This is a genomic window from Dyadobacter jiangsuensis, assembly GCF_003014695.1.
In the GTDB taxonomy this organism is placed as follows: domain Bacteria; phylum Bacteroidota; class Bacteroidia; order Cytophagales; family Spirosomataceae; genus Dyadobacter; species Dyadobacter jiangsuensis.
Genome location: NZ_PYAS01000034.1, coordinates 1 through 23,466 on the forward strand (window position 1 = coordinate 1; position 23,466 = coordinate 23,466).

19 protein-coding genes and 2 rRNA genes are annotated in these 23,466 nt (G+C 48.0%); 20 read left to right on the top strand and 1 reads right to left on the bottom strand.

Annotation, left to right across the window (positions count from 1 at the left end; all coding sequences use genetic code 11):
• The 18 genes from rrf to CLV60_RS33775 form a co-directional block, all read left to right on the top strand.
• A 5S ribosomal RNA gene (gene rrf, locus CLV60_RS33690) occupies positions 1-95 on the top strand; the annotation flags it as partial.
• Positions 96-476: 381 nt separating this feature from the next.
• Positions 477-1,898, top strand: a complete 1,422-nt coding sequence (locus CLV60_RS33695) for an anthranilate synthase component I family protein (RefSeq protein WP_106599797.1) — start codon at positions 477-479, stop codon at positions 1,896-1,898.
• A gap of 11 nt (positions 1,899-1,909) precedes the next feature.
• Complete coding sequence (locus CLV60_RS33700; RefSeq protein ID WP_106599798.1) at positions 1,910-2,299, top strand: tautomerase family protein; 390 nt, start codon at positions 1,910-1,912, stop codon at positions 2,297-2,299.
• Between the two features lie 16 nt (positions 2,300-2,315).
• On the top strand, positions 2,316-2,882 hold the full coding sequence (locus tag CLV60_RS33705; RefSeq protein ID WP_106599799.1) for an anthranilate synthase component II: 567 nt from the start codon (positions 2,316-2,318) through the stop codon (positions 2,880-2,882).
• Between the two features lie 57 nt (positions 2,883-2,939).
• The gene (gene trpD / locus CLV60_RS33710) at positions 2,940-3,929 is read left to right on the top strand and encodes an anthranilate phosphoribosyltransferase (RefSeq protein ID WP_106599800.1); all 990 of its coding nucleotides are present in this window, start codon (positions 2,940-2,942) and stop codon (positions 3,927-3,929) included.
• Between the two features lie 52 nt (positions 3,930-3,981).
• Positions 3,982-4,800: an indole-3-glycerol phosphate synthase TrpC gene (gene trpC, locus CLV60_RS33715; protein ID WP_106599801.1), complete on the top strand. Its 819-nt coding sequence runs from the start codon at positions 3,982-3,984 to the stop codon at positions 4,798-4,800.
• A complete protein-coding gene (locus CLV60_RS33720; protein WP_106599802.1) occupies positions 4,797-5,447 on the top strand; it encodes a phosphoribosylanthranilate isomerase in 651 nt (216 codons plus the stop codon). The genes trpC and CLV60_RS33720 overlap by 4 nt, the downstream gene beginning before the upstream one ends.
• A 5-nt stretch (positions 5,448-5,452) precedes the next feature.
• Entirely contained in the window at positions 5,453-6,652 is a 1,200-nt protein-coding gene (gene trpB, locus CLV60_RS33725; protein WP_106599803.1) for a tryptophan synthase subunit beta, read from the top strand.
• Between the two features lie 23 nt (positions 6,653-6,675).
• Entirely contained in the window at positions 6,676-6,876 is a 201-nt protein-coding gene (locus CLV60_RS33730) for a hypothetical protein (RefSeq protein WP_015813244.1), read from the top strand.
• A gap of 62 nt (positions 6,877-6,938) precedes the next feature.
• Positions 6,939-7,295 carry a Dabb family protein gene (locus CLV60_RS33735; RefSeq protein ID WP_106599804.1) on the top strand — a complete coding sequence of 119 codons (357 nt, stop codon included), beginning with the start codon at positions 6,939-6,941 and terminating at the stop codon, positions 7,293-7,295.
• Entirely contained in the window at positions 7,292-8,101 is an 810-nt protein-coding gene (trpA, locus tag CLV60_RS33740; protein WP_106599805.1) for a tryptophan synthase subunit alpha, read from the top strand. The genes CLV60_RS33735 and trpA overlap by 4 nt, the downstream gene beginning before the upstream one ends.
• A gap of 100 nt (positions 8,102-8,201) precedes the next feature.
• Positions 8,202-8,942 carry a porin family protein gene (locus CLV60_RS33745; protein WP_106599806.1) on the top strand — a complete coding sequence of 247 codons (741 nt, stop codon included), beginning with the start codon at positions 8,202-8,204 and terminating at the stop codon, positions 8,940-8,942.
• Between the two features lie 236 nt (positions 8,943-9,178).
• Entirely contained in the window at positions 9,179-12,499 is a 3,321-nt protein-coding gene (locus CLV60_RS33750) for a DUF4175 family protein (protein WP_106599814.1), read from the top strand.
• Between the two features lie 193 nt (positions 12,500-12,692).
• Complete coding sequence (ybeY, locus tag CLV60_RS33755; protein ID WP_106599807.1) at positions 12,693-13,106, top strand: rRNA maturation RNase YbeY; 414 nt, start codon at positions 12,693-12,695, stop codon at positions 13,104-13,106.
• 55 nt (positions 13,107-13,161) lie between these two features.
• Positions 13,162-15,024, top strand: a complete 1,863-nt coding sequence (gene mnmG, locus CLV60_RS33760; protein WP_106599808.1) for a tRNA uridine-5-carboxymethylaminomethyl(34) synthesis enzyme MnmG — start codon at positions 13,162-13,164, stop codon at positions 15,022-15,024.
• Positions 15,024-15,926 (top strand): class I SAM-dependent methyltransferase, encoded by a 903-nt coding sequence (locus CLV60_RS33765; protein ID WP_106599809.1) that lies wholly within the window; start codon positions 15,024-15,026, stop codon positions 15,924-15,926. The genes mnmG and CLV60_RS33765 overlap by 1 nt, the downstream gene beginning before the upstream one ends.
• Before the next feature lie 67 nt (positions 15,927-15,993).
• Positions 15,994-17,610 (top strand): Ig-like domain-containing domain, encoded by a 1,617-nt coding sequence (locus CLV60_RS33770; protein ID WP_106599810.1) that lies wholly within the window; start codon positions 15,994-15,996, stop codon positions 17,608-17,610.
• Between the two features lie 458 nt (positions 17,611-18,068).
• Positions 18,069-19,856, top strand: coding sequence for a tetratricopeptide repeat protein (locus tag CLV60_RS33775; protein WP_106599811.1), 1,788 nt, complete (start codon positions 18,069-18,071; stop codon positions 19,854-19,856).
• 133 nt (positions 19,857-19,989) lie between these two features.
• Here CLV60_RS33775 and thrC read toward each other — a convergent pair whose 3' ends face one another.
• On the bottom strand, positions 19,990-21,297 hold the full coding sequence (gene thrC / locus CLV60_RS33780) for a threonine synthase (protein ID WP_106599812.1): 1,308 nt from the start codon (positions 21,295-21,297) through the stop codon (positions 19,990-19,992).
• A 199-nt stretch (positions 21,298-21,496) separates the two neighbouring features.
• Between thrC and pruA the strand changes: the two genes are divergently transcribed.
• Both pruA and CLV60_RS33790 read left to right on the top strand, forming a co-directional pair.
• The gene (gene pruA, locus CLV60_RS33785) at positions 21,497-23,128 is read left to right on the top strand and encodes an L-glutamate gamma-semialdehyde dehydrogenase (protein WP_106599813.1); all 1,632 of its coding nucleotides are present in this window, start codon (positions 21,497-21,499) and stop codon (positions 23,126-23,128) included.
• Between the two features lie 247 nt (positions 23,129-23,375).
• Positions 23,376-23,466: ribosomal RNA gene (locus CLV60_RS33790) — 16S ribosomal RNA — on the top strand; the annotation flags it as partial.

Genomic DNA, 23,466 nt, shown 5'->3' on the forward strand with positions numbered 1-23,466 from the left:
TGGTGTTCACCTCTTCCCATCCCGAACAGAGAAGTTAAGCCCGGATCCGCCGATGATACTTGGTTCAAACCCGGTAAAGTAGGTAGCCGCCACAACTATTAATCACAATAAAAGCATCCCCATAAAGGATGCTTTTTTGCGTTTCCTGTCAGTATGACAGGATTTTAAATAGGATTAAACCTAGTTGACTCCTCCATTCTGACGCATTTCAAGCACGAACCTTTGCAAAATCTTGCAGAAATATTTTGCAAAACACTGCAGCAAATATTCTTTTTCCTATATTTGCACCTGTAACAGCCGCAAGGCAACAATCAACTATGAAATTATTCAATACTATTTGGTGGTGGCGTACTTATCCTTCCAAGATGGACAAGTAATGCTATTGCATGGTATAGAATCAAAATATACATTCAAACGGCTCGCTGTTCATCTGACAGCGAGCCGTTTTTTTATACACTTTACATTACAACTTGCACATGAAAACCCTGGACAAGACTTATCAGATTACCACACGCCACAAAAAGCTCCTGGCCGATACATTGACGCCCGTTTCGATCTATTTGAAGCTTAGAGACCGCTTCGTCAATACAATACTCCTGGAAAGCTCCGACTACCACGGCAACGAAAACTCATTTACATACATCTGCTGTGATCCTATTGCTTCTTTCAAACTGAACAATAGCACAGTAACCCAGAAGTTTCCCGGCGGTTCCGAAGTCAACTTCGAGCTGACCAACCGGAAAGATGCCGTGCAAGCTTTATATGGCTTTGCCCAGAGCTTCAAATCCGAAAAGAGCAAGTTTCCCTTCATCACAAACGGCCTCTTCGGGCACATGACTTACGATGTGGTGACCTATTTCGAGGACATTGAAATACAGCCGACCAACCCGGAGACCGAAATTGACCAGATATTCTACCAGGTTTACCGGTACGTAATCGCCATTAACCATTTCAAAAACGAGCTTTACATTTTTGAACATCAATACGGCGAAACAACAGCAGAAGGCGGTATCGACCAGATCGAGGTGTTGATCAAGAACCGGAATTTTCCGCAGTACGGTTTCAATGTTACCGCCGAAGAAACATCGAACGTCACCGACGACGAGATGCGGAAAGTGATTCAGAGAGGAATAGACCACTGCCTCCGCGGGGATGTGTTCCAGATCGTTCCTTCGCGCAGGTTCAGCCGCCAATTCCAGGGCGACGAGTTCAACGTTTACCGCGCATTGCGCTCGATTAACCCATCGCCTTACCTCTTCTACTTCGACTACGGCAATTACAAGATCTTCGGATCATCTCCCGAAAAACAGATATTTATTAAAAACGGGCAGGCCGAAATCCACCCGATTGCAGGCACATTCCGCCGCACCGGTGACGATCAGGCGGACGCGGAAGCCGCACAAGACTTGCTTAATGACCCCAAAGAGACTGCTGAGCACGTGATGTTGGTCGATCTGGCACGTAATGACCTCAGCCGGAGCTGCGACGCCGTAAAAGTCACGAATTACAAGGAAGTGCAATACTACTCGCACGTGATCCACCTCGTTTCGAAGGTGGTAGGCAAAATGAACAAGGATGTGAACCCGCTCCAACTCGTGGCCGACACATTTCCCGCAGGTACCTTGTCGGGTGCGCCGAAGCACAATGCGATGAAGCTCATTGACCAGATGGAAACCAGCAACCGCAGCATTTACGGCGGAGCCATCGGTTTCATGGATTTCAATGGCGATTTCAACCACGCGATCGCGATCCGGACGTTCCTGGCCAAGGACAATACGCTTTTCTTCCGCGCAGGAATGGGCGTGGTGGCGAAATCGAATGTGGAAAGTGAATTACAGGAAATCAACAGCAAACTGGCCGCATTACGCCAGGCTATCAAGGTCGCGGAAGAGCTCTAAGGAAAACAGCCATGTCACAGATCAAAATATATGGCCTCAAATCTTCGCTGTACGCGATCTGGGAGCAATTGTCCGACACATTGCATAGCTGCATTGTAGAAGCCTTTCAATATCCGCAAAACAAGCGTGCACACAGGTTCTTTTACCTTGATGAAGGAGATTTCTTTTATCCCGAAGGCAGGAGCGAGCGCTATACGATCATCGAAATAGCCCTGTTTGAAGGCCGTTCGATCGAAGCGAAGAAGCATTTGTACCGGCTGATCTTCCAAAAGTTTGAGGAAGAGCTCGGTATCACGCCCAACGACGTGGAAATCACGCTTACCGAGACTCCGCCGCACAATTGGGGCATTCGTGGAAAAGCAGGGGACGAGCTGGTCCTGGATTATAAAATTGCCGTTTAAAACGATTTGAAATCAGATGAAAATACTAGTTCTCGACAATTACGATTCTTTTACCTACAACCTCGTGTACATCCTCCGCGAGCTGCACGACCAGGTAGACATTTACCGGAACGATAAAATCGCGCTGGAAGACGTCGGAAATTACGACAAGATCCTTCTTTCGCCCGGACCCGGTATTCCTTCCGAGGCCGGCATTATGCACGACGTAATCCGCGAATACGGAGCTTCCAAAAGCATTCTCGGCATTTGCCTGGGGCACCAGGGAATAGGAGAGGTGTACGGCGCCGAGTTGGAAAATATGACCGACGTGCTGCACGGTATTGCCGACACGGCCATTGTTACCGACGCCAGCGAGCGCATTTTCAAGGGCCTGCCTACGCATATCAAAGTCGGCCGGTACCATTCCTGGACTGTTATTCCCGAAACATTCACCGACGACCTGACCATCACCGCCGTGGACGAAAAGGGCCGCGTAATGGGGCTTTCACACAAAAAATACGACGTGAAAGGGCTCCAATTCCACCCTGAATCTGTTTTAACGGAGCATGGCAAGGAAATGCTGCAAAACTGGTTGCAAATCTGACCTCCGCATTTGAACTAACACCACCTTACCCGACGATATTAGCAATTAAAAACTGTCATGAAACACATTCTTAGCCATCTTTTTGAATACAAAGTCCTCGATAAGTCGCAAGCCAAAGACGTTTTGATGGGAATTGGAACCGGTAAATATTCCAACTCCGAAATTGCTTCATTTTTAACAACTTATGCCATGCGCAGCATTACCGTCGAAGAGCTGGAAGGCTTCCGTGACGGCTTGCTCGAACTCTGCCTTTCGGTGGATTTGTCGGCATATGACCCGATCGACGTTTGCGGGACCGGGGGCGATGGCAAGGATACTTTCAATATTTCGACATTGTCGTGTTTTGTGGTGGCAGGGGCTGGTCAAAGGGTGGCCAAGCATGGTAACCACGGCGTTTCATCCATGTGCGGATCGTCGACCGTCCTGGAATATCTCGGAGCGAAGTTTACGAATGAAAAGGATTACCTGGAACGAAAGATCGACCAGGCCGGTGTGTGCTTTTTGCATGCTCCTCTTTTTCATCCGGCTATGAAGAATGTAGCGCCGGTAAGGAAGGAATTGGGCGTGAAAACGTTCTTCAATATGCTCGGTCCGATGGTGAATCCGGTATCGCCGAAAAAACAGCTTGTGGGCGTATTTAGTCTTGAATTAGCGCGTCTTTTTGCTTATCTTTACCAACAAACGGATAAGCAATTTCTGGTTCTTCACGCATTAGACGGCTACGACGAAGTGTCATTGACAGGTGCTTTTAAGATTATCACCGCTCATTCCGAGCAAGTTCTTACCCCCTCTCATCTAGGGCTTCAAACCTTGCGCGCCGATGATTTATCTGGTGGCGTTACAGTGGAAGAGTCCGCCCGCATTTTTATGAATGTTTTGAACGATACGGCAACGCCTTCCCAAAAACAGGCGGTGCTGGCCAATGCGGCGATGGCGCTCTATTGTGCCAATCCGGCATTGTCGCTGACCGACGCTGTGGAAACAGCCCGGGAGTCGCTCGAAAGCAAGAAAGCGTTGGCAGCTTTCAAAAAATTGATCGAAGAATAGTTAGCGGGGAAGCATTTCTCCCTTTTTATAATTGCAGTTACAGCATTTTTAGATGAATATTTTAGAAAAAATTATCGCCCGCAAGCAGGAAGAAATCAGCGAATCGAAAAAGCAGCGGTCCATTTCCGATCTGGAAAAGGAGCCATTGTTCTCGCGCCCGACGGCTTCACTCTCGGCGGCGCTAAGGTCATCTACTTCACCCCGCATTATCTCGGAATTCAAACGAAAATCTCCTTCCAAAGGCGTTATCAATGCCGACGTGCGGCCTGAAATCGTGACGAAGGATTATGTGGACTCTGGTGCCGTGGGACTTTCCGTGTTGACCGACATCGACTTTTTCGGCGGTTCATTTGCCGATTTCCTGGCAGCCAGAGAAGCCAATCCGCAGATTCCGATGCTCCGGAAAGATTTTATCGTGGACGAATACCAGCTTTTTGAAGCCAAATCGATCGGCGCGGACGTGATCCTGCTCATTGCAGCGTGCCTTACGCCTTCGGAAATCGCTCATTTGAGCCGCAAGGCACACGATCTGGGCCTGGAAGTGCTGCTGGAAGTCCACAATGCGGAAGAACTGGCTGCAAGTGTAGGCGAGCATATCGACATCGTCGGCGTCAATAACCGCAATTTGAAAACATTTGAAACTTCCATTGAAACGTCGGTCGAGCTCAGCGAGCTGATCCCGGAACAGTTTGTGAAGATTTCGGAGAGCGGTTTGAAAGACGCCGAAACCATTGTGAAGCTGTTTCAACACGGCTACAAAGGCTTTTTGATAGGAGAAACGTTTATGAAAACTGTAAACCCCGGGGCCGCACTTGCAGGTTTGCAACAAAACTTAACTCAACATAGCAATTTAAATCCTCTGGTTCTATGAAAATTAAAGTTTGCGGATTGCGCCAGCAAGACAACATTGAGCAGGTAGTAGCCTTACAGCCCAATTTTCTGGGGTTTATTTTCTATGAAAAATCACCGCGTTTTGTAGGTGAGGAACTGAATGAGGAATACATCCGCAGCATTCCTCAAAGTATCAAAAAAGTTGGGGTATTCGTGAATACAAACCCCGGCCATATCCTGAATATGGTCAAAAAGTACGACCTGCAATATGTGCAGCTGCACGGCAACGAAATGCCCGACATCTGCCGCAGCATTCGTCAGAAAGGTGTGAGCGTGATCAAGGCATTCTCGATCGATGAAAAGTTCAACTTTGCGATGCTGAACAACTATAAGTCGTTTTGTGACCTGTTTTTGTTTGATACAAAGGGCGAAAACCCCGGCGGTAACGGCACGGCATTCGACTGGAAACTGCTGAGCAAATACGATAACGAAAAGCCTTTCCTCCTCAGCGGCGGTATCGGGCTCGACAATATCGAAGAGATTATCACATTATCCCAGACACTCCCCATTTACGGCATCGACGTCAACAGCAAGTTTGAAACCGAGCCGGGCGTGAAGGACATCGCCAAGCTGGAAGAGTTATTTAGTTTAGTTCGCGTAAAAGAACAAGAAGAAGCGGAAGCTTAATTTTTATGGAATCAATTGCAGAAAAGAAGTCGTATCAGGTAAATGACCGCGGTTACTATGGCACCTTCGGGGGCGCATTCATTCCTGAAATGCTGTACCCGAATGTTGAAGAATTACGTGAAAACTACCTGCAAGTAATCGCAGACCCTTCTTTTCAAAAGGAATTCAACGATTTACTACGCCATTACGTAGGCCGCCCTACACCACTTTATCCAGCCCACCGGCTTTCGGAAAAATATAAAACCAATATTTTCCTCAAAAGGGAAGACCTCTGCCACACCGGCGCGCACAAGGTGAACAACACCATCGGGCAAATCCTGATGGCGCAGCGCCTGGGCAAAAAACGTATTGTGGCCGAAACCGGCGCCGGGCAACATGGCGTGGCAACCGCCACCGTTTGCGCATTGATGAACCTCGAATGCGTCGTGTACATGGGCGAGCTCGACATCGAGCGCCAGGCGCCTAACGTAGCACGTATGAAGATGCTCGGCGCAGAAGTACGCCCGGCTACATGCGGGTCGCGTACGCTGAAAGATGCCACCAATGAGGCCATGCGCCACTGGATCAACAATCCTGTCGATACGCATTACATTATCGGCTCGGTGGTAGGTCCACACCCTTATCCCGACATGGTAGCACGCTTCCAGTCGGTTATTTCCCAGGAAATCCGTTCTCAGCTCCATGAGCATATCGGTAAAGAAACACCCGACTATGTGATTGCCTGCGTAGGCGGCGGCAGCAATGCCGCAGGGGCATTTTACCACTTCCTCGACGAAGAAAACGTCAAATTGGTAGCTGTGGAAGCCGCAGGTTTAGGACTTACTTCAGGGCATTCGGCGGCTACGGTTGCATTGGGTAAGCCCGGTGTGCTCCATGGAAGCCGTACGATCCTGATGCAAACCGAAGACGGCCAGGTAGTGGAACCATTTTCTATCTCCGCGGGGTTGGATTACCCGGGCATCGGCCCTCAGCACGCTTGGCTTGCTGCCAGCGGTCGCGGTACGTTCGTCTCAGCTACTGACGACGAAGCGGTACAAGCGGCATTCGAACTCACGCGCCTGGAAGGCATTATCCCCGCTCTGGAATCATCGCACGCATTGGCCGTTTTGGGCCGCCTGGGCGCTTCCGAGCATGAAACGGTGGTATTGAACCTCTCGGGCCGCGGCGACAAGGATATGGGCACTTATATGAAATACATCGATTAATTCTCACCTCAATACAACATCACATGGCTACATTGACATTGCCAGAGGTTTTCGATCTCCGATTGAAAATTCAGGAACTGGAAGCAAAGGTAAACTCAGGTGAACTGTCGCTCTTCGAACGTTGCGACATGGAAGACGAGATCCTTGAAATGAAAGAAAAACTGGGCGAATTCGACCGCCTGAAATTCAGCGACGAAGGCGAATGCCTCAACTGCTCAGCCTAGTTACGGATCACTTTAATCCATACCACCATATGCAGAGATTTAAACTCTTTTTGCTTGCTTCCATGGTCCTTTTCAGCACCATGTCATTTGTTTCACCTTCAAATCCACCTAAAAAAATGTTGCGCCACGTTGTTCTTTTCAAATTCAAGGATTCTGCAACGCCTGCGCAAGTGAAAGAAGTGGAAGATGCTTTCCGCAAGCTCCCTTCTAAAATCAAAGAGGTGAAAGGATTTGAATGGGGTACCAACAACAGCCCCGAAGGATTGGCACAAGGATTCACACACGTGTTTTTCGTAAGCTTCGACAGCGAAGCCGGACGCGAAGTGTACCTGCCTCATCCTGAGCACAAAGCATTTGTTAAAGTCCTGGAACCACACCTGGACAAAGTATTGGTTGTTGATTACTGGACACAAGAATGAACCGCATTGTAAGTCTTTTTCAGAATTTTAATAAAACGGCGGAAAGCCCTGGACTGCTAAACGTGTATTTCACGGCAGGCTTTCCCGAGTTGAACGACACCACCCGTGTATTGCGGGCTTTGCAGGAAGGCGGCGCCGACCTCGTTGAGATTGGAATGCCTTATTCCGACCCGGTGGCGGACGGCGAAACGATCCAGCAGAGCAACGACCGGGCCCTAGAAAACGGCATGTCGGTACGGATTCTTTTCGATCAGCTGCAAAACATGCGTGAGACAGTAACCGTGCCGGTGCTGCTCATGGGTTATATCAATCCGGTATTGCAATATGGTATCGAAGCATTCTGCGCCAAATGCGCCGAAGTAGGAGTGGACGGGCTTATTCTTCCGGATATGCCAATGGACGTGTATTTGGATGAATACAAATCCGTATTCGACGCGCATGGACTGCTGAACATCTTCCTGGTAACGCCGCAAACTTCGGAAGCGCGCATTCGCCAGATCGACGAGGTGAGCGAAGGTTTTATCTATACCGTTTCCTCCGCAAGCGTTACCGGCTCTAAGTCGGGCGTAAGCGGCGATATGGAAGCGTACTTCGAAAGACTCGACGCATTGAACCTCCGCAATCCGCGACTGATCGGTTTTGGGATCAAAGATCACGATACTTTCGTGAAGGCTTCGAGTCATGCCGCCGGCGCGATCATCGGAAGCGCGTTTATCCGCGTGTTGCAGCAAAGCACCGATCTCGAAAACGACATCAAAGCCTTCGTTAAGGAGGTAAAAAACTCTTCCGAGGCAATTCCGGCCTAAAATCGCCGCGGAGCGGCCGATTTTGATTTTCTTCAGGCATTAATTTTGTACAAACAATCCGTCCCCGGGTTGTTTGTTTTTTTATATACCAACGTTGCCTATGAAAACCGCTATTTGTTCTCTCATCGTCCTCATATGCAGCGTATATACGCCCGCATTGGCGCAATTCAATTTCGACCTCGAAGGCGGCCTCATTTTGGGCACCAGTTATAATAAAGTACAAATTCCGAGCGGGAACGGTACGCGCGTGAATCTTCCAGAGCAACTCGACCTTGACCGGAGTGCGTTTTATCGCATTCGTGCGGGTTACCGAATTGGTAACCGCCACAACATCTCCGCATTTTTCGCGCCGCTCACAGTCCACTACCGTGGGGCCCTTTCACAAAACACCAATTTTAATAATAACAACTTCCTACCCGGCCAGCCGCTCAACGTCGACTACCGGTTCAACTCGTACCGGCTTACCTATCGCTACGATTTTCTGGCGAACGGAAAGTGGAGGGTAGGGGTGGGGCTCACCGGCAAGATCCGCGACGCCGACATTCGGTTCAAGAGCGAGTATGCCGACACCCATTATGACAACCTCGGCTTTGTGCCGCTCATTAATTTTTACGCTTCCTGGAAGCCGGCCTACCACTGGACCCTCATTCTCGAAGGCGACGCGCTCGCAGCGAAGCAGGGACGGGCTGAGGATATCTTCGGCGGCATCGCCTATAATTTCAACAATACGATCGGCATCAAGCTCGGGTACCGTATGCTCGAAGGCGGCGCGGACAATGACAAAATTTACAATTTCAACTGGATCAACTACGCCTCGGCCGGTTTGCTGATTTCGTTCTGACTCATTCACCCTACGAACTACTTCGGTTGTGGAGCCTACGAAGTTGCATTTCCCGCATCACGGCACATTGTGTTACGATACCCGGATTTTTCAATACTTTATGGGCAAATGCGGCAGGAATTCGCTATATTTCTTTGTTTTTTGTGTGTCTGCGCATTCGTAATTTTTAGGAGCCGCAGGCGTTATAAAAACTTCACAGTTATACCTAGACCACTATGGCTCCTTTCACTACCTCAATGGAAGGCCTGTTGCTACGCATTCAGGAATACCGTCAGAAATATTATCAGAACCAGTTACTCAAAGGTGCGATCTTTTCGATCGGGCTGCTGCTGACTGTCTTTTTGTTTTTCAATACGATCGAATATTTCGGGCGGTTCAGTTCGCTGGTTCGCGGGATGCTGTTTTTCGGCTTCCTGGCGGTACTGGTATTTTCTTTTGTGCAATGGGTCGTGCAGCCGCTGATCCATTTGTACGGTTTGAAAAAACCACTCTCGGATGAACAGGCCGCATTGCAGATCGGGCAGTATTTCCCGGAGGTAGGGGATAAGCTTGTCAATACATTGCAGCTTCGAAACCTGACAGGCATGCAATCGGATCTGATCGAGGCGAGTATCCGGCAGAAATCGAGTCAATTGCTGATCGTTCGCTTTTCGGATGCCATTCGTTTCAATGAAAACAAAAAGAGGCTGAAATACGCCGTGTATCCATTGGCGGCGATTGCGGTGATTTTGCTTTTCAACCCTTCATTTTTCTCTTCCAGTTCCGAGCGCATTATCCATTTCCAGAAGAATTACACTTATGCGCCGTTCTCTTTTGAACTGCAAAACAAAAGTCTGAAAGCATTTAGAAACGAGGATTTTACATTAAAACTAAAACTGCAGGGAGAAGCATTACCATCCGCCGTTTATCTCGTGCAGAACGGTACACGCTTCAAACTGACGCAGGAAAGCGCAAAGGATTTTTCGTACACATTTAAAAATCTCCAGCGCGATGTTGCATTCTCTTTTGACGCTGCCGGCTATGCTTCCGACGAATACCTCATTGTAGTGAACGAACGGCCGTCGCTATTGTCGTTTGATGTGAACCTGCATTATCCTGCGTATTTGAACAAACCGTCCGAAGGGTTGAACAATGTAGGAAACCTCTCGGTACCGGAAGGCACAACCATCGAATGGAATTTCAATACGTCGTCTACCAAAGCATTGGCCATCAAATTCGAGAATGACTCTGCATTATATACGGCGAAGGAAAGTAATGGCGATCATTTTGAAATTCGTAGGACCGTCCGGAAATCTGCCCAATACCAGGTAAACCTTAAAAATGAACAGACAACCAATTCGGATAAGATCGGCTATTTCATCAATGTCATTCCGGACAAATATCCGGTAATGAACCTCGAAAATTTCCAGGATACCACATTATACAACTACCTCGTGCTGGGCGGGTCGATCAGCGATGATTACGGGTTTTCACAGCTTCGGATGTTCTATTCCGTCAAAAGAGCGAATGAGGACAAGCCTGCGGCGCCAAAGAGCATTCCTATTCCGTTTAACAAAACCGTCAATACCCAGAGCTTCTTCTTCCAGTGGTATGTAGATAGCCTTAAACTCGCGCCGGGCGACAAGATCGAGTACTATGCCCAGGTGTGGGACAATGACGGCGTAAATGGCGCGAAAAGCGCCCGCTCGCGCTCGATACAGTTCACTGTTCCGTCCAAAGACCAGCTGGAAGCCGAGGTGCGGAAATCGGAGCAGGCAACGGAGAACCAGATGCAATCGGCGATGAAAAAGGCGCAGAGCCTGCAAAAAGATATCGAAAACCTCGACAATCGTCTCAAAAGCAATAAGGAACTCGATTTCAAAGAGCAGAAACAAATCGAAGAAGTACTTCGCAAGCGGGAGGAGTTGATGAAGGAATTGGAAGCATTGAAAGAAAAACATCAGGATGCCAATGAAAAGGCGCGTCAGTTCAATCAGCAAAGTCCCGAGTTGCAAGCGAAGATCGAGCAGTTACAGAAGCTCATGAACGATTTGATGGACGAGGATACCGAAAAGCTGTATAAAGAGCTCAAGAAGCTTTTGGAACAAAAACAGAGCGAACGGATGTCGAGCATGCTCGAAAAACTCCGTAACAAGGAAAATAACCTCGAAAAAGAACTCGAACGGACCATGAAACTCTTCAAGCAAATGCAAATGGAGCAGAAAATGGAAAACCTGGCCGAAAAACTGAACGATTTGGCCGATAAAGAAGAAAACCTGGCTGAAAAATCGGAACAGAACGATAAAAACAAGAACGGCGACGAGAAGCAGGGCAAAAACCAAGACCTGAAAAAAGAACAAGAGAAAATCCAGGACGACTTCAAAAAAGCCCAGGAGAATAGCAAGGAAATTGAAGAGATGAGCAAAGAGCTGGAACAGGAGCTCGATATGCAGAAAGAGGAGCAAAAAAACGCCTCTGAGCAGATGGAACAGAGCAAGCAGCAGCTCGACAAGCAACAGAACCAGAAAGCTTCTCAGTCGCAAAAAAATGCGGCAAAATCGATGAAGAAAATGGCGCAGTCGATGCAGGAGCAAATGGAGTCGGCCGAAATGGAGCAAATGCAGGAAAACCTCGATGCATTGCGCGACATTCTGGAAAACCTGATCACATTATCCTTCGACCAGGAAACCTTAATGAAAGATTTCCGCGGCGTGAGCCTGCAAGACCCGCGCTTCGTGAAACTCGGCCAGCAGCAGTTGAAATTGAAAGACGACGCGAAGATTGTGGAGGATAGCCTTTATGCATTAGCCGGCCGTGTCGTACAGATCCAGTCGTTCATTACCCGCGAGCTGAACGATATGAAGTCGTACATGAACGAAAGCGTGAAAAGCATCAAGGACCGGCAGATTAATGTCGCTACTTCGAAACAGCAATTCGCCATGACCTCCATGAACAATCTAGCATTAATGCTGAGCGACGTATTCAACCAAATGCAGCAGCAAATGGCGATGGCTATGCCAGGCGCCGGCAAAGGCAAGAAGGGCAAGCAAAAAGGCGAGCAGCCGGGCATGGGCGAAATGCAGGAGAAACTGAACGGACAGATCAAACAGCTCGGCCAGGGTAAGGAAGGACAGGGAAACCAGTCGGAACAACTCGCGAGAATGGCCGCACAGCAAGCCGCGATCCGCAAGATGATCCAGGACCTGATGGAACAGCAAAAGGGCACCAAGCAAGGCCAGCAAATGGGCAAGGAATTGCAGGACATCGCCGAAAAAATGGACGAGACCGAAACCGACCTCGTGAACAAGCGTGTGACGCCTGAGCTCATCAAGCGCAATCAGGAAATCACGACCCGTCTGCTCGAATCCGAGAAAGCGATGAAAGAGCAGGACGAAGACGAGCAGCGCAAGGCACAAGCCGCGAAGCAGCTACCCAAAAACCCACCCGCGGCATTTGAAAAATACATCCGCGAAAAAGAGAAGCAAACCGAACTGCTCCGCACGATACCGCCTACATTCTCACCATTCTACAAACGCGAGGTAGACAGCTACTTCCGCAAATACCAGGCCAAGAACTGATCACACGCCCATTTTGTTGGGCTAAGGTAGGGGATAGCGTTAACTCTTTTTAACAGGGGTTTACAGACGCTATCCCTTGTTTTTCATGTTCTTAATGACAGACTTCGTAAGTTTGTAAATTATTTACGATCAAATATTTAAATATCATGCACCCGGCGCCGCTTAACCGGGCAATGGTGTATGGCTATCAAACATGGTAAGTTTCTTCTCGGAAGACATTGATTTTAAGGTAGTTAATCCGTTAAAAACAAAAAAATGGATCAAAAACGCCTCAATTTCAGAAGGTTATGAGTTGTCTCAATTGAATTACGTGTTCTGTTCGGATGAATACCTTCTTGAAATCAACAAGCAGTATCTCGATCACGACTATTTCACTGACATCATTACGTTTGACAATAGTGAGGAAGACAATCAAGTAGAGGGAGATATTTACATCAGTGTAGACAGGGTACGTGAAAATGCAGCAACGTTCCACACCGATTTTGACTCAGAAATGCGCCGTGTTCTCATTCACGGGTTGCTACACCTCGCGGGGTACGACGACACAAGTGAAGCGCTTAAAACGGCCATGAGGGCTAAAGAAGATGAGTATCTTAGGCTGTTCTAGTTAAATTTCCACGTGGAACACTTTAATTAAAGTGGTTTAACAAGTGAGTAATAATATGTTTCAGGAATATGATGTGATCGTGGTAGGCGCAGGCCATGCCGGATGCGAAGCCGCCGCTGCCGCAGCGACGATGGGCTCGTCGGTGCTGCTGATCACAATGAACATGCACACCATCGCGCAGATGTCGTGCAACCCCGCCATGGGAGGCGTTGCGAAAGGACAGATCGTCCGGGAGATCGACGCGCTCGGCGGACAGTCGGGGATCGTCTCCGACAAAACGATGATCCAATTCCGGATGCTGAACCTATCCAAAGGCCCAGCCATGTGGAGCCCGCGTTGCCAAAGCGATCGGGTAAGATTCGCCGAGGAATGGCGGTCCATTCTCGAGAACAATCCGAACGTCGACTTCTGGCAGGACACCGCCAAGAATATCATCGTCGAGGACGGTAAAGCCTGCGGAGTAGTGACGAGTCTCGGCATCGAAATTCGCTCCAAAGCGGTGGTGCTAACGAACGGCACCTTCCTGAATGGACTTATCCATATCGGCGAAAAGAACTTCGGCGGCGGACGCACCGGAGAGAAATCTGCTACCGGTTTGACAGAGCAACTGGTGACGTTGGGATTCGAAGCAGGACGTATGAAAACCGGAACACCTCCCCGCGTAGACGGGCGCTCGCTCGACTACTCGAAAATGGAAGAGCAACCCGGTGACGAAAACCCAGCCAAGTTCTCCTACACCGACACCAAGCCGCTTGCCAAACAACGCAGCTGCTGGATCACCTACACCAACCAGGAAGTACACGATGTGTTGAAAACCGGCTTCGAAAAATCGCCTATGTTTTCCGGACGCATTAAGGGGCTTGGTCCTCGCTACTGCCCGTCGGTAGAGGATAAGATCAACCGCTTCGCCGACAAGGACCGTCACCAGATCTTCGTAGAGCCGGAAGGGTGGGATACTGTGGAAGTGTACGTCAATGGCTTCTCCACATCGCTACCGGAAGACGTGCAATATGCCGCGCTCCGGAAAATCCCGGGATTTGAGAATGCTAAAATGTTCCGTCCCGGCTATGCGATCGAGTACGATTACTTCCCGCCGACACAGCTCAAATCTACGCTCGAAACCCACCTGGTGAAGAACCTGTTTTTCGCGGGCCAAATCAACGGTACGACCGGCTACGAAGAAGCCGCTTGCCAGGGACTGATGGCTGGTATAAACGCCAACCGGAATGTGAACGATCTCGATCCATTTGTTTTGAAAAGATCGGAAGCTTACATCGGCGTGCTCATCGACGACCTCATTAACAAAGGCACCGAAGAGCCTTACCGCATGTTCACATCCCGCGCCGAATACCGTACATTACTCCGCCAAGACAATGCAGATTTAAGACTTACAGAAAAAGGCTACGAGATCGGCTTGGCCAGTGACGAGAGGGTAGAGGCAGTACGCAAAAAGAAACGCGAAACCGAGGAGATCATCGCCAAACTGAACGCGACCAAATTGACGCCCGACGAGATCAATCCTGCTCTGGAAGCGATCGGCACCGCACCGATCCGTGAGAAAATTGCCATTGCGCAATTACTCAGAAGGCCTCAGATTTCAATCGTCCAGTTGCTTGAAGCCAGCCCTGTGGTAACTGAATTGCTTGCCGAATATGGCATCGATTCCGTACAGCAAGCCGAGATCAACCTGAAATACGACAGCTACATTGAAAAGGAAATGCTGCTCGTAGAGAAAATGAATAAGCTGGAAAACCTCGCGATCGTAGAAAATTTTAACTACGATGGCGTCACTTCCTTGTCCTTTGAAGGCCGTGAAAAACTGAAAAGAACACGTCCTTCCACGATCGGGCAGGCGTCGCGCATCAGCGGTGTCAGCCCTTCGGATATATCTGTTTTAATGCTTTACATAGGCCGCTAATGTCTTTAGAAACGCTCGACAAATGCCCGGTATGCCAGCAATCCAGTTTCAGCAATTACCTGAATGTGGAGGACTATACTGTTTCGCACAAAGAATTCACGATCCAGCAATGCAATTCCTGCTATTTTCTGTTCACGAATCCCCGTCCGTCGGAGGAGCAGATAGGCGCATATTATGAGTCGCAGGACTACATTTCTCATCATGATGAAGCCAAAGATCTGATGAGCAAAGTGTATACTTCTGTGCGAAATCATACGATTGAAGAGAAGGTAAAACTGATCAACAGCCTCGTCCAGCCGAAAGGAACCTTGCTCGATATTGGCTGCGGAACGGGCAATTTCCTGGGTGCAGTAAAGCTCAATGGCTGGAAAACATTCGGAACCGAACCCGATTCAGGAGCTCGTGAAGTTGCCTCTAAAAGGGTAGGAGCAACCATATTTGAAAGCATCTTCGAAGAGAACGTCGGAGCGCAGCAGTATGATATCATCAGCATGTGGCACGTATTGGAACACGTCCATAAATTGAACGAAACGATCGACTGGCTCCAGGATCATTTAAAACCGAACGGACGGATCATCATCGCGGTGCCTAATCCGCAGTCCTACGACGCCTTAAAATATGGCCGTTTTTGGGCCGCCTACGACGTTCCGCGCCATTTGTATCACTTCACCCGTGCTACGATGAGAAATCTCCTCCAAAGGCACGGATTAACGGTAAAAAAGATACTTCCGATGTGGTTCGATTCATTCTATGTAAGCATGCTTAGCACGAAGTATAAAAGCAGTAAAACCAATCTCGTCGATAGTGCGATCACCGGTCTGCAATCCAATTTGAAAGGCCGCGCCGGCACCAACAAGGAGCTCAATACTTCCAGCCTGATCTACATTATCTCGAAAAACTGACCAGTACCAACACATCAAACGGCCCTCAATACCCACTGTATTGGGGGCTTTTTAAATTCATCTGAAAATGCTTAGAACGATTGTATTTGCCATCCTCATACTGTTCTTCTTCGAACGCTGCGCACAACAGGTACCCCCTACCGGAGGCAAGAGGGACTCCATTCCACCTATGCTCGTGGAGAGTAATCCTGCGAACAAAACCCTCAATTTTAAAGGTAAAAAGATCGAGCTGTTCTTCGATGAATATGTGGTAGTCGACAATATCAACCAGAAACTGGTCATCACTCCCGAGGCTGATAACCCCTATTCCTACAAACAAAATGGCATGTCGGTGCTGCTTTCCTTCAAAAATCAATTCAAGGACAGCACTACTTTTACGCTGAATTTCGGCGATGCCATCAAGGATTTTGCAGAAAAAAATCCGGCGAAAAACCTCAAAATTGTCTTCAGTACGGGCAACTCGCTCGACTCCGGGCGTGTGTATGGGACCTTGAAAGATATCCGCACCAACAAGCCTATTTTTGACGCGCTTGTGGGCCTGTATAACGTCAGTGATACGCTCAATATCGCCAAACAAAAGCCCTACTACTTCTCCCGCACTGATAGCAGCGGTGTCTTCTCTATTGAAAATATCCAGACACGGCAGTATAAACTCATTGCGATCGACGACAAAAACCGCAATATGCTTTACAACGCGAAGGACGAACGGATGGGATTTTTAGGCAAAACCATCACTGCCGGCACCGATTCCGCCGCTTATCAGCTGAATATGTATCTCTCCGACAACACGCTCTTAAAAGTACAGCGCACCTTACCCAAGGTGAACAATTACGCGGTAGTATTTAGCAAGCCGATTGAAAACGTCGAGGTAACTTTTGTAAATAAAGATTCGCTCCCCTACCTGCTCGAACCGAACGGCACAAATCTCAAATTTTTCAACGTAGAGCCCCATTCCGATACCACTTTAGTAAAACTCAAAACCTTGGATTCTTTGGGAATTTCGGGCGAATTCGAGCAAAAAATCGCATTTCAGGCGCAGCGCGGCAAAAACCGCCAGCTCGATCCAATGTCTTTTACAACCATTCCAGAAGCTAACAAACCCCTTACCAACACCTTCACCTACAAGATTATCCTTAATAAACCCATCCGCACAATCGATGATCAGAAGATCGCATTGATCTCCGACAGTCTCACGCACGAGCCATTAAGTGCATTTAAATACAGTTGGAACAAAAACCACAATATCCTCACAATCGACGCTAAATCGTTCGCTAAAGACACGGTGAAGTGGGACATTCCGAAAGGCTCGATCATCAGCGTCGAGGGTGACACCCTTCCAAAAACGCTGCTCCGGCATACTATTTTAAAGGAAGAAGACTATGGCGTAATCCGCGGCCGCGTGACGAATGCGGATACCTCCGTGCATTTCATTCTTGACCTGGTCGACGAACAGTATAAGATCGTCGAAACGCTTTACCAATCGCCCTACACTTTCAAGAATATTCCTCAAGGAAAATATTTTTTACGCATTACAATCGACAAAAACCGGAACAGAAGATGGGACACCGGCCAAATGGACAAGGACCTACAGCCCGAACCAGTCTATTACCTCCCGGACAAGATCCTTTTGAAGGCAAATTTCGAGTTGAACGACATCAATATCACGATTCCTGAAGAAAAATAATGACATTTTTGTCTACAGTCTGTGGATAACTATGTGAATAACGCGGAAATTTTGTTGGTAAAAGGGGTGAAAATGTGAACAACCTTGTGGATAACCCCTAATATGTGTGGATAAAAAAGTGAATTCAGGCCTCCAGTGGATAACCAACATCTAAATCAGAGTTAACAGTACGTTGATTCACTTTAGAAACTGTGGATAACAAAAGTAGTCAACTAAAGGCGTTTACCCACATTCCGATGTGAACAGAATAATTCCTAACTTGTATTTCAACTACTTAAATGTTGATTTTCAAAATTTCTACAGTGGATAACTGCATATACTTATCCACAAAATGTGAATAAGTATGTTAATCTACAGTGGATAAGGCTTTTATTCACAAATCCACAGGCACACTGAAGGATAATAACTAAAGGAAAAAGATTTTTTTATCTATTATGAAAAGGGTTACGAGCTGTTTGATGATAGGATTTCTGCTTTCCGGGGCGGCGGCGGCGTTCGGGCAGGGCGAGCGGGAGCTGGCCGAGGAATATTTCAAAAATGGGGATTGTCCGAAGGCGCTCAGTTATTATTCTTCATTCCTGAAAAGTTCTTTCGAAAAAATCTCCCTTAAGAACTACACCAGCTGTATTGTGAAGAGCAAGGCCTGGGGAGATGGCGAGCAGTTTTTCAAAAAGCAGATTAAAGGTGATGCCAATAATGCGGCCTGGTATTATCTCAACTGGGGCATTATGCTTGAGAATCAGGGGAAGGCCGTGGAGGCGTCCAAAAAGTATGAGCAGGTCATTACCGCATCGGGTGTGAGAACGGAGCTTAAACGCGATCTGGCGGAGGAATTCAGGGCGCAAAACCAGTCGGAATGGGCGAAGAATATCCTGCTCGAGGCCCGCGAGAGTGCGAAGCGCTACGACATTTTCCAGCTGGAACTGGCGAGCGTTTACCGCGATTTGAACCAACCCGAGAAGATGATCGATGAGCTGCTTTCTTATGGAATGCGCTACCAGAATACCGAGGTAGTTCAGAATATGCTTCAGGACTTTACGAAGGACGAGAAGGAGCAGGCATTGCTGGAAAAGGTACTATATGATAAGATCCAGAAATTTCCGCAAGAGGGTTTTTATAATGAGCTGCTGATCTGGTACCAGGTGCAGCGCAAGGATTTTTATAAAGCATTTATCCAGGAACGGGCGCTGGACCGTCGTTTCAAACACAACGGATCTCGGCTTTATAACCTGGGAATGCTGGCCCTGCAGAACAACGATTATACGAATGCCGGCACGATCTTCGATCATTTGGTGAAGGAGTATCCGAAAGGCCAGCTCTATCCTGTGGCTCGAAGAATGGCGATTTTCGCTCGTGAGGAGCAGGTTAAAAATACTTATCCTGTTAAACGGAGCGAGGTGCAAAAGCTGCTCGGTCAATACCAGCAACTGGTGGACGAACTGGGCGTGAATGTCCGGACAATTGAGGCGCTGCGAAACATGGCTATTTTGAATGCATTCTATATGGATGATTTCAAAAAGGCCATCGAGATACTGCAAATGGCTATCGAAGCGGGTAAGGCAGAGAAGAGTTTTGTAGATAAATGCAAGCTGGACTTGGGCGACATTTACCTGCTGCAAGGCGAGCCCTGGGAAGCGACTTTGGTGTATTCGCAAGTAGAAAAATCGCAGAAGGACGATGTGCTAGGTTACGAAGCGAAGCTGCGGAATGCGAAGCTGCATTATTTCAAAGGCGAGTTTGAACTGGCCAAGGCTGTTCTGGACATCCTGAAAAAGGCGACCAGCCGCGAGATTGCAAACGACGCGAACGAGCTTTCGCTATTAATCATGGACAACACGGGGCTCGATAGCACGGAGGCAGCGATGAAGGCCTACTCCTCTGTGGAACTCCAATTGTTCCAGAATAAGAAGTTCGAGGCGATCGACACTTTGAAACAACTTTATAAAAGATACGAGAACCACAGTCTCGCCGACGAGATCCTCTGGCTTACCGCGAAGACCTACATTAAGCTCGACAGCAACCAGCAGGCAATGGCGGATCTGAAATTGTTGTATTCCAAATTTGGCCACGACCTGTATGGCGACGACGCGCTCTTTGCGATGGCGAAACTTTACCAGGAGAAACTCAACGACAAGGACCAGGCGATGAAGTTGTACCAGGAGTTGATGGAAAAATATCCGGGCAGCATTTTTGTTGCCGAGTCGAGGAAGCGATTCCGGATTTTGAGAGGTGACGTGATCAACTAGTGAAATTTCTGAGAAGAATAAAAAAAGGCCCCGAAGTGACGAACTTCGGGGCCTTTTACATTTCAAAATTCACGTGCTTCCACCCGGATTCAGTCAAATATTCAAATCTCGGGCGCATTAAAAGCCAGTATTTCTATTTTAACTCACTCATTAATAGTGATTTGAATTCTGAAAATTCAGGTTTCATTTTGATCGACACTTTTTCAATATCAAGCAGCGATTTCAGTCTTTCGGGTACATCGATACTTTTTCCCAACGTTTCTTCAACGAGGTCAATAAATTTGGCCGGATGGGCGGTCGAAAGGAAGACGCCGGTAAAATCGCTGTTCGTTTTTTTCCGGTACTCCTGAAGACCCCGGTAGGCGACCGCGGTGTGTGGGCACATTACGTAGTTGGCATTTCCAAAAACTTCGCGCATGGCTTTTTGCGTTTGCTCGTCGTTGAAGAACGCGCCGGAAACTTTTTCGTTGATCGCATTCCAGTCGTCATTGAAAAATCGGGTCAGCCGCACAAAGTTGCTCGGGCTGCCGACGTCCATAGCGTTGGATATTGTTTCAATGGAAGGAAGTGGTTCGTAGTTGCCGGACTCGAGGTAACGCGGTACAGCATTATTTACGTTGGTAGCCGCGATGAAATGTTCAACCGGTAAACCCATGCGATAGGCGAGGATGCCTGCGCTGAGGTTTCCGAAATTTCCGCTTGGTACGGAGATCACCAAAGGCTTACCCAACTTCTTCAGCTGCGCATAAGCCGCGAAGTAATAGAATGATTGTGGGATGAGCCGGGCAATGTTAATGGAGTTGGCCGACGCCAGGTTATATTTTGCACTTAATTCAGGATCGAGGAATGCTTCTTTTACCAGGCGCTGGCAGTCGTCGAATGTACCATCGACTTCCAGGGCTGTTACATTATGGCCGAGGGTGGTGAGCTGTTTTTCCTGAATGTCGCTTACTTTCCCGCTCGGGTAAAGGATTGTGACGGAAATGCCAGGCACCTTATAAAAACCTTGCGCAACGGCGCCACCGGTGTCCCCGGACGTCGCAACCAGAATGCGTATTTCTTTGTTAGAGCGCTGCAAAAAATAGGACATGATCGCCGCCATAAAACGGGCTCCAAAGTCCTTAAACGCCATGGATGGGCCATGGAACAGCTCGAGAACATAGTCGTTGGGCGTGATTTTCTTCACCGGTGCCTCAAAATCATATGCACGGCCGATGATGGATTCAATTTCGCTTCTTGTAATTTCGCTGCCCAAAAGCGTGGCGGTCACCTCGATGGCGATCTCTTTGAATGACTTATTTTCAATATCGGCCAGAAATTCCTTCGAAATCGTCGGGATGGATTCAGGCATGTAGAGACCGTTATCGGGAGGAAGGCTGTTGAAAACGGCTTCTTCCAGCGATGCCTTTAAGTCGGCAGTTTTGGTACTGTAGAATGTCATTTTGATATAAATTGATCCGGAAAATGGGAGCGCAAATTTAACTAAAATCCCGGCAGGTCAGTTGTTTGACCACTTTTATATGCGTTTTTAATTCACATATCTGAATGGTACTTTGCATTGGAGCATTGTGAGGATCGCGCAGCAGGATAATTTTGTTCAGTATTAATAAGTAGTAAATCAATATAACAAACCAAATAACATGTCGATAGGAATTTTCAATGTGCCGGCACTTAAGAATGAGCCGGTGAAAAGCTACGCACCCGGCAGCCCGGAACGCTCAGAGCTTAAAAAGGCACTTGCGGCGGCTCGCGCCAAAGTCATTGATATACCTCAATATATAGGTAGTGAGGAAGTCTATTCGCAAAACAAAAAGGCGGTGTCGCCCCCGCATGATCATCAGCACATTCTGGGCTATTTTCACGAGGGAACCAAAGAAGATGTTGCGAAAGCCATCGATGCGGCCTTGGAAGCGAGAAAAGGTTGGGCTACGCTTACGTGGGAACAACGCGCTGCAATTTTCCTGAAAGCGGCGGAGTTGATCGCCGGCCCGTATCGCGCTGAAATGAATGCAGCGACGATGCTGGGACAGTCTAAAAACGCCTATCAGGCGGAGATTGATTCAGCATGTGAAATCATTGATTTCCTGCGCCTTAATGTGAATTTTATGCGGGATATTTATGAAGAACAGCCTATTTCTTCGGAAGGTGTTTGGAACCGCATGGAGTACCGTCCGCTGGAAGGTTTTATCTTCGCTATTACACCATTCAACTTCACGGCCATTGCTGGAAACCTGCCTGCTGCACCTGCCCTGATGGGTAATGTGGTGATCTGGAAGCCGGCCTTTACACAGGTCTACGCGGCTAATGTGATCATGAGAATATTCAAAGAAGCGGGGTTGCCGGATGGTGTTATTAATATGGTTTTGGCCGACGGTCCGATTGCCGGTGATGTGATCTTCAAGCATCCCGATTTCTCGGGTGTGCATTTCACGGGTAGTACTAAGGTCTTTCAAACGATCTGGAAAACGATTGGCGAGAATATCGCTACTTATAAGACTTTTCCAAGAATAGTAGGCGAAACAGGCGGTAAGGACTTCGTGCTCGCGCATAAGTCTGCGGACGCTAAGGCGGTCGCTACGGGCCTTGTGAGAGGTGCATTCGAATACCAGGGGCAGAAATGCTCGGCAGCCTCCCGCGCTTATATTCCTTCCAATTTGTGGGAAGAGGTAAAAGGATTCATGCTGGCTGATTTGGCCGAGATCAAAATGGGCGGCGTTGAGGATTTCTCTAACTTCGTCAATGCTGTAATCGACGAAAAATCGTTCGACAAGATCGCTTCTTATATAGATGGGGCAAAGGCCAGTGCCGATACGGAAATCGTCGCAGGAGGCAATTTTGACAAGTCTAAAGGGTATTTCGTCGAGCCGACCATCATTCAGGCCTTCAAGCCGGATTATGTGACCCTGTGCGAAGAGATTTTCGGGCCGGTGCTCACTATATATGTGTATGATGAAAATGAATTCGAGCAGATCATTCCCGTCATCGACGCCACTTCTCCTTATGCATTGACAGGTGCCGTGTTTTCAAAAGACAGGTATGCCATTGAATATGCGACCAGGCATTTGGTGAATGCCGCGGGTAACTTCTATATAAACGATAAGCCGACCGGGGCAGTCGTGGGGCAGCAGCCATTTGGTGGGGCACGTGCGTCGGGTACAAATGATAAGGCCGGATCGGTTTTAAACCTGCTGAGATGGGTATCGCCGCGTGCATTGAAAGAGACGCTTGTTTCGCCGAAAGACTATAAATATCCGTTCCTTTCCGGCGAATAATTGTACAATGCTTTTGAATAATTTAAAAAGTCGAAGAACTTTCAAATTTTTCGACTTTTTTCTTGCCTAGGTATTGGACTTGAAAAAATGTTTTCTACCTTTGCAATCCCAATCGCAAACGAAGCGACTGACACGAAGAAAAGAAAGCGCGGTTGGCACTGTTCTTTGACATGATGAGATAGACCAAAAGAGTAAGAAAAACTCGTTTGAATAGAATTAAGCTACTTAATGTAGCAAACAAACATTTACAATGGAGAGTTTGATCCTGGCTCAGGATGAACGCTAGCGGCAGGCTTAATACATGCAAGGCGAAGGGGCAGCAATGTCACTGTCGTACG